The sequence below is a fragment of the Micromonospora parastrephiae genome, assembly GCF_016802865.1.
In the GTDB taxonomy this organism is placed as follows: Bacteria; Actinomycetota; Actinomycetes; order Mycobacteriales; family Micromonosporaceae; genus Micromonospora; species Micromonospora parastrephiae.
In genome coordinates, this window is record NZ_JAEVHM010000259.1 from 1 (window position 1) to 6,026 (window position 6,026).

6 protein-coding genes are annotated in these 6,026 nt (G+C 72.0%); 3 read left to right on the plus strand and 3 right to left on the minus strand.

The genetic code is table 11. The annotated features are described in order from the left end of the window. Positions 1-1,042: aldo/keto reductase (locus JNW91_RS28715; protein ID WP_203178609.1), on the minus strand; the 1,042-nt coding region annotated here is incomplete at its 3' end. Between the two features lie 86 nt (positions 1,043-1,128). Here JNW91_RS28715 and JNW91_RS28720 point away from each other — a divergent pair. Beyond that, complete coding sequence (locus JNW91_RS28720) at positions 1,129-1,623, plus strand: hypothetical protein (protein WP_203178611.1); 495 nt, start codon at positions 1,129-1,131, stop codon at positions 1,621-1,623. Positions 1,624-1,701: 78 nt separating this feature from the next. On the opposite strand, the gene JNW91_RS28725 is transcribed toward JNW91_RS28720, so the two are convergent. Beyond that, positions 1,702-2,214: an HIT family protein gene (locus JNW91_RS28725; protein ID WP_203178621.1), complete on the minus strand. Its 513-nt coding sequence runs from the start codon at positions 2,212-2,214 to the stop codon at positions 1,702-1,704. Positions 2,215-2,390: 176 nt separating this feature from the next. Between JNW91_RS28725 and JNW91_RS28730 the strand changes: the two genes are divergently transcribed. Next, complete coding sequence (locus tag JNW91_RS28730) at positions 2,391-3,119, plus strand: D-Ala-D-Ala carboxypeptidase family metallohydrolase (protein WP_203178613.1); 729 nt, start codon at positions 2,391-2,393, stop codon at positions 3,117-3,119. Between the two features lie 118 nt (positions 3,120-3,237). On the opposite strand, the gene thrS is transcribed toward JNW91_RS28730, so the two are convergent. Next, a complete protein-coding gene (gene thrS, locus JNW91_RS28735) occupies positions 3,238-5,247 on the minus strand; it encodes a threonine--tRNA ligase (protein ID WP_203178617.1) in 2,010 nt (669 codons plus the stop codon). A gap of 189 nt (positions 5,248-5,436) precedes the next feature. On the opposite strand from thrS, the gene JNW91_RS28740 reads away from it, so the two are divergent. Further along, positions 5,437-6,026 (plus strand): DUF1775 domain-containing protein (locus tag JNW91_RS28740; protein WP_203178619.1); only part of this gene is annotated, 590 nt, incomplete at its 3' end.

A 6,026-nucleotide genomic window follows, 5' to 3' on the forward strand; every position in this document is an offset into this window, starting at 1 on the left:
GGTGGGTTGGGCGGGGCCAGTGGGGGCGGTCGGCGTCGCGTAGTGCTGCGGTGCGGAGGGCGGCGAGCTGGCGTTCCACCTCGACGAACTGGTCCGCCGGCAGCGGGCCTCGGTGCAGCGCGGCGGCGTTCTCCTCGACCTGGGCGACCGTACGGCAACCCGGGATCGGGATGGTGCGCCCGCTGCGGGCCCAGATCCAGCCCAGCGCTCCCTGGGCGAGGGTGCGCCCGTCGGCGGTGAGCGCGGCGCGGACGGCACCGACCCGGCGCAGCCACTCGGGCGCCGGCCGGCCACCACGGAACCACTCCAACCAGCCCGGCGCGAGGCCGCGTACGTCGTCGCGGGGAAGCGTCGACGCCGCCGTGTACTTGCCGGTGAGCAGCCCCATCCCGAGCGGCGCCTGGTTGATGCTGGCGAGGTCGTACTTGTCACAGACCGCCAGCAGCGCGGGGGCGTCGCGCAGCACCGACAGGGTGTGCTGCACGGCGGTGGCGCCGGCTGCCGTGTGCCCGAACGCGGTGGCCCGGTCGGGACGGTCGGTGCTCCATCCGTACGCCCGGATGAGGCCCTCGGCGACCAGGTCCTCGCAGGTGCCGACGAGCGCCTCCGCCCGGGGAACCGACAGGTCGGCCAGGTGCAGCTGGTAGAGGTCGATGTGGTCGGTGTCCAGCCGGCGCAGCGAGTCGGTCACGGCACGCCGCAGGTACGCCGGCGACGCGTCCTCGCCGGTCGCCTGCCGGCTCGCCTCGTCGAACGTGTAGCCCCACTTGCTGGCGATCACGGCCTCGTGGCGGCGGCCGGCGAGCGCACGGCCGAGCACCCGCTCGCTGTGCCCGGCGCCGTAGGTGTCGGCGGTGTCGAACAGGGTCACGCCCAGGTCGAGCGCTCGGCGTACGGCCCGCACCGACTCGTCGTCGTCGACCGCGCCCCAACCCAGCGGCTGGGTTCCCTCGGCCCAGGGACCGCCGATCGCCCAGCACCCCATGCCGAGGGCGCTGACCTCGATGCCGCTGCGCCCCAACGTCCGTGTCGTCACTGCCATCGGCCGATCGTGCCACCTTCGCCGGGCCGGACGTAGCAACTCCCGGGGCGCAAACACGGCGCGCGCGTCGACGGTGACGATGCGGCATGATCGACGCCATGCGACGGCTGGGTGTGGACATCGGCGGCGTGATCATCGAGCCGGCCGACGAGGACGACGACACGTCCTTCTTCGGCGCGCAGTACCTGCGCACTCCCGCCGTCGACGGCGCGTTCGACGCCCTCGCGGCGCTCGGTCCGGCGTTCGACGAGGTGCACCTGGTCTCGAAGTGTGGCGAGGACACCGAGCGGCGGACCAGGGAGTGGCTCGCCCACCACGACTTCCCGGCCCGCACCGGGATCCCGGTCGAACGGGTGCACTTCTGCCGCACCCGGCCGGACAAGGCCCCGATCGCCCGGCGGCTCGGGTTGACCCACTTCGTGGACGACAAGTTGGAGGTGCTCGGCTACCTGGACTCGGTGCCGCACCGCTACCTGTTCCGGCCCCGCCCGGCGCAGGTCGCCGCGTACGCCGCGCTGCTGCCGCACGTACACCGGGTGGAGAGCTGGCCGGAGCTGACCGAGCTGCTGCGCGCCGACTAGCCGCACCGGCGCGGACGCGCGCCCCCGGACGCCGCGCTTCCGGACGCCGCCCGGCCGGACGCCGCGGACCGGTGGTGGTCAGGACGGCCAGGCGCGGGCGAGCAGGTCGCGGGTGTCGTGCAGCAGCTGCGGCAGAACCTTGGTACGACCGATCACCGGCATGAAGTTCGCGTCGCCGCCCCAGCGCGGCACCACGTGCTGGTGCAGGTGCGCGGCGATGCCGGCGCCGGCGACTCCGCCCTGGTTCATGCCCAGGTTGAAGCCGTGCGCGTTGCTCACCTTGCGGATCACCCGCATCGCGGTCTGGGTGTACGAGGCCAGCTCGATGGTCTCCGGTACGTCCAGGTCGGTGTAGTCGGCCACGTGCCGGTACGGGCAGACCAGCAGGTGCCCCGGGTTGTACGGGTAGAGGTTGAGCACCACGAACACGTGCTCGCCGCGGGCCACCACCAGGCTCTCGTCCGGGGGCCGCCCCGGAGCGAGACAGAACGGGCAGCCGGTGGGCTTCTCGTAGCCACCCTCGGGCCGGTCCTCGCCGGAGATGTAGGTCATCCGGTGCGGCGTCCAGAGCCGCTCCAGGCCGTCGGCCATGCCGCCACTGTCGGTGTCCCGATGTGCCCCAGTCACGAGCCGATCCTACGGAGCCGCTCGGGCGGGCCGCGACTCCCGCCGTCGGGAAACTCCTTCCTGAAAGTTGTTGACGGATCGGTACCGCCCCTTGAAAATTCCATGCATCCAGGTACTTCTATTTAGCGATGGAGGGTTACATGACCCGACGACTCGGCAGGTTCCTCGCGGCACTCGCGCTGACCGCTGCCACCACGGTGACCGGCATCACCCTCACCGCCGGCGCGGCGCAGGCGGACGGCTGCTACACCTGGGGCCGGACGCTGTCCGAGGGCGCATCCGGCGAGGATGTCCGGCAACTCCAGATCCGGGTCGCCGGCTACCCCGGCTACGGCGCCGTGCTCGGCATCGACGGCGCGTACGGCCCGGCCACCCGCTCGGCGGTGATCCGGTTCCAGCAGGCGTACGGGCTGCCCGCGGACGGCATCGCCGGCCCGCAGACCTTCAACCGGATCTACGCCCTCCAGGATGACGACTGCACGCCGGCCAACTTCAGCTACGCCGAGCTGAACAACTGCAACAGCACCTGGGCCGGCGGCGCGGTCGCGGCGAGCACCGCGCGGGCCAACGCGCTCGTCTCGATGTGGAAGCTCCAGGCCCTGCGGCACGCCCTCGGGGACGTGCCCATCGGGATCAGCAGCAGCTTCCGTAGCTACGCCTGCAACAGCGCGGTCGGCGGGGCGTCGAACAGCCGACACCTGTACGGCGACGCCGTGGACCTGGTGGGATCCCCGACGTTGTGCCGACTGGCGCAGCAGGCGCGCTACCACGGCTTCGGGCAGATCCTCGGCCCCGGTTACCCGGACCACAACGACCACACCCACGTGGCGGCGGTGGGAGGCTGGTCGGCACCGACCTGCGGCGTCTGACACCAGGGCGTCCGCCGGAATCGCCCTCGAACACGGAAGTAGTGGCCTCCCCGACGCGGAGAGGCCACTACTTCCTGGATCGAGCGCGATCATGCGGGGCCGGGTCGGGCCCGCGGTGCTACTCCGCGGCGGCCGAGGGGCCGACGTTCGTCCGCGAGCTGACCACGTCGAGGACGTGGGTCACCGCCTCGGCGACCGGCACCCCGTTGCGCTGGGAGCCGTCGCGGTAACGGAAGGAGACCGTGCCGGCGGCCACGTCGTCGTCGCCGGCGATCACCATGAACGGGATCTTCTGCTGCTGGGCGGTGCGGATCTTCTTCTGCATCCGGTCGTCACCCGCGTCCACCTGCGCCCGGATGCCCTCGGCGCGCAGCGCCGCCACGAAACCGTGCAGGTAGTCGGTGTGGTCCTCGCGGATTGGGATGCCCACCACCTGCACCGGGGCGAGCCAGGCCGGGAACGCGCCCGCGTAGTGCTCGGTGAGCACCCCGAAGAACCGCTCGATCGAGCCGAACAGCGCCCGGTGGATCATCACGGGCCGCTGCCGGCTGCCGTCGGCGGCCTGGTACTCCAGCCCGAACCGCTCCGGCTGGTTGAAGTCGACCTGGATGGTGGACATCTGCCAGGTCCGGCCGATCGCGTCGCGGGCCTGCACGGAGATCTTCGGCCCGTAGAACGCCGCGCCACCCGGGTCGGGGACCAGGTCCAGACCGGAGGTCTCGGCGGCGGTCCGCAGCGCCTCGGTGGCCTCCGCCCAGTCCTCGTCGGCGCCGATGAACTTGGGCGAGTCGTCGCGGGTGGACAGCTCCAGGTAGAAGTCGTCCAGGCCGTAGTCGCGCAGCAGGTCCAGCACGAAGCTGAGCAGCGTGGACAGCTCGCCGGCCATCTGCTCGCGGGTGCAGTAGATGTGCGAGTCGTCCTGGGTCAGGCCGCGGACCCGGGTGAGGCCGTGCACCACGCCGGACTTCTCGTACCGGTAGACGGTGCCGAACTCGAACAGCCGCAGCGGCAACTCCCGGTACGACCGCCCGCGCGCCCTGAAGATCAGGTTGTGCATCGGGCAGTTCATGGCCTTGAGGTAGTAGTCCGCGCCCTCCAACTGCATGGGGGGGAACATGGTGTCGGCGTAGTACGGCAGGTGACCGGAGGTCTGGAACAGCTGCGCCTTGGTGATGTGCGGGGTGTTGACGAACTCGTACCCCGCCTCCTCGTGCCGCCGCCGCGAGTAGTGCTCCATCTCGCGGCGGATGATGCCACCCTTGGGGTGGAAGACCGCCAGGCCGGAGCCGATCTCGTCGGGGAAGCTGAACAGGTCCAGGTCCGCGCCGAGCTTGCGGTGGTCGCGCCGGGCGGCCTCCTCCAACAGCTTCAGGTACGCCTTGAGCTCGTCGCGGGTCGGCCACGCGGTGCCGTACACCCGCTGCAACTGCGGGTTCTTCTCCGATCCGCGCCAGTACGCGGCGGCCGAGCGCATCAGCTTGAACGCGCCGATGAGCCGGGTGGTCGGCAGGTGCGGGCCCCGGCACAGGTCCGACCAGCAGACCTTGTCCTCCTTGGCGTCGAGGTTGTCGTAGATGGTCAGCTCGCCGCCGCCGACCTCCATCACCTCGTCGGTGTCCAGGCCCTCGCCCTTGACCTCGATCAGCTCCAGCTTGAACGGCTCGTCGGCCAGCTCGGCACGCGCCTCGTCCAGGCTGCCGAAGCGGCGCCGGCGGAACCGCTGCCCGCTCTTGATGATCTCCTGCATGCGCTTCTCGAGCTTGCCGAGGTCGTCGGGCTGAAACGGCTTGTCGACGTCGAAGTCGTAGTAGAAGCCGTTCTCAATCGGCGGGCCGATGCCCAGCTTGGCCTCGGGGAAGACGTCCTGCACCGCCTGGGCGAGGACGTGCGCGGTGGAGTGGCGCAGCACGTTGAGCCCGTCGGGCGAGTCCAGGCTGACCGGCTCGACGACGGTCTCCTCGGCCGGCGTCCAGTCCAGGTCGCGCAACTGACCCTGCGGGTCGCGGACCACGACGATCGCCTTGGGGCCGTTCGCGGGCAGTCCGGCCGCGGCCACCGCGTCGGCCGCCGTGGTCCCGGCGGTGACGACGACGGGGTCGGCCACGGCGGGGGTACGGGGTGCGGACACGGTGACTCCTCCAAGCGGTACGAAACGATGCCGATCCTCGGCTCCTGCCGATGCTATCGGTCGCCCCGCCCCCGACCGGGAAGGGCACCTTCCTAGCGGCCGGCGTTGAACCTTTCGCGGCTCGCAGCCGAACTAGAGGGTGTGGCCGGAAACCGGTGCCGGCCGCGTCGACACGGATGGGGGCACGAGATGGCGAGCACGGACGGCGGTGGCCGCTGGCGGCGGATCGTGGCGACGACCGCGCTGGCGGCCGCCGGGCTGCTGCTCTGGCCCGCGGCGGCGTACGCGGCGGACGTGACGACCACCCCGACCGAGGCCCGGCAGGGCGACGCGGTGCGGTTGGAGTTCACCGTGCCGGAGGAGCGGGCTGGCACGAAGACCAGGCAGGTCGAGGTCCGGTTGCCGGCCGACGCCCCGGTCGCCGAGGTCTACCCGATGTCGGTCGACGGCTGGGCGCCCCGGATCAGCTCCCGCACCCTGGACAAGCCGGTGGCCGGCATCCACTCCTCCGGGGTGAGCACGGTGACCACCGCGGTGACCTGGGTCCGGGTCGGGGAGGGCGCACCCGGCCCGGCCCGGCTGGCCCTGTCCATGGGTCCGCTGCCGCAGGCCGGGAAGCTCACCTTCGAGGTCGTCCAGACGTACGCCGACGGCACGGTGGTCCGCTGGGCGGACAGCAGCGGCGCGCACCGGGCCCCGGTGCTGACCCTGCTGCCGGCGGCGGCCGGCGCTCCGGCCGCGCATGGCGGGCACGGCGGCCCACCGGTCGGTGCGGCGGC

What these genes read in the sequence shown, in the direction of transcription:
- JNW91_RS28720 (WP_203178611.1), top strand. Translation starts at nt 1,129, where the DNA reads ATGATCGACGCCATGCGACGGCTGGGTGTGGACATCGGCGGCGTGATC.
- JNW91_RS28725 (WP_203178621.1), bottom strand. Translation starts at nt 2,214, where the DNA reads ATGGCCGACGGCCTGGAGCGGCTCTGGACGCCGCACCGGATGACCTAC.
- JNW91_RS28730 (WP_203178613.1), top strand. Translation starts at nt 2,391, where the DNA reads ATGACCCGACGACTCGGCAGGTTCCTCGCGGCACTCGCGCTGACCGCT.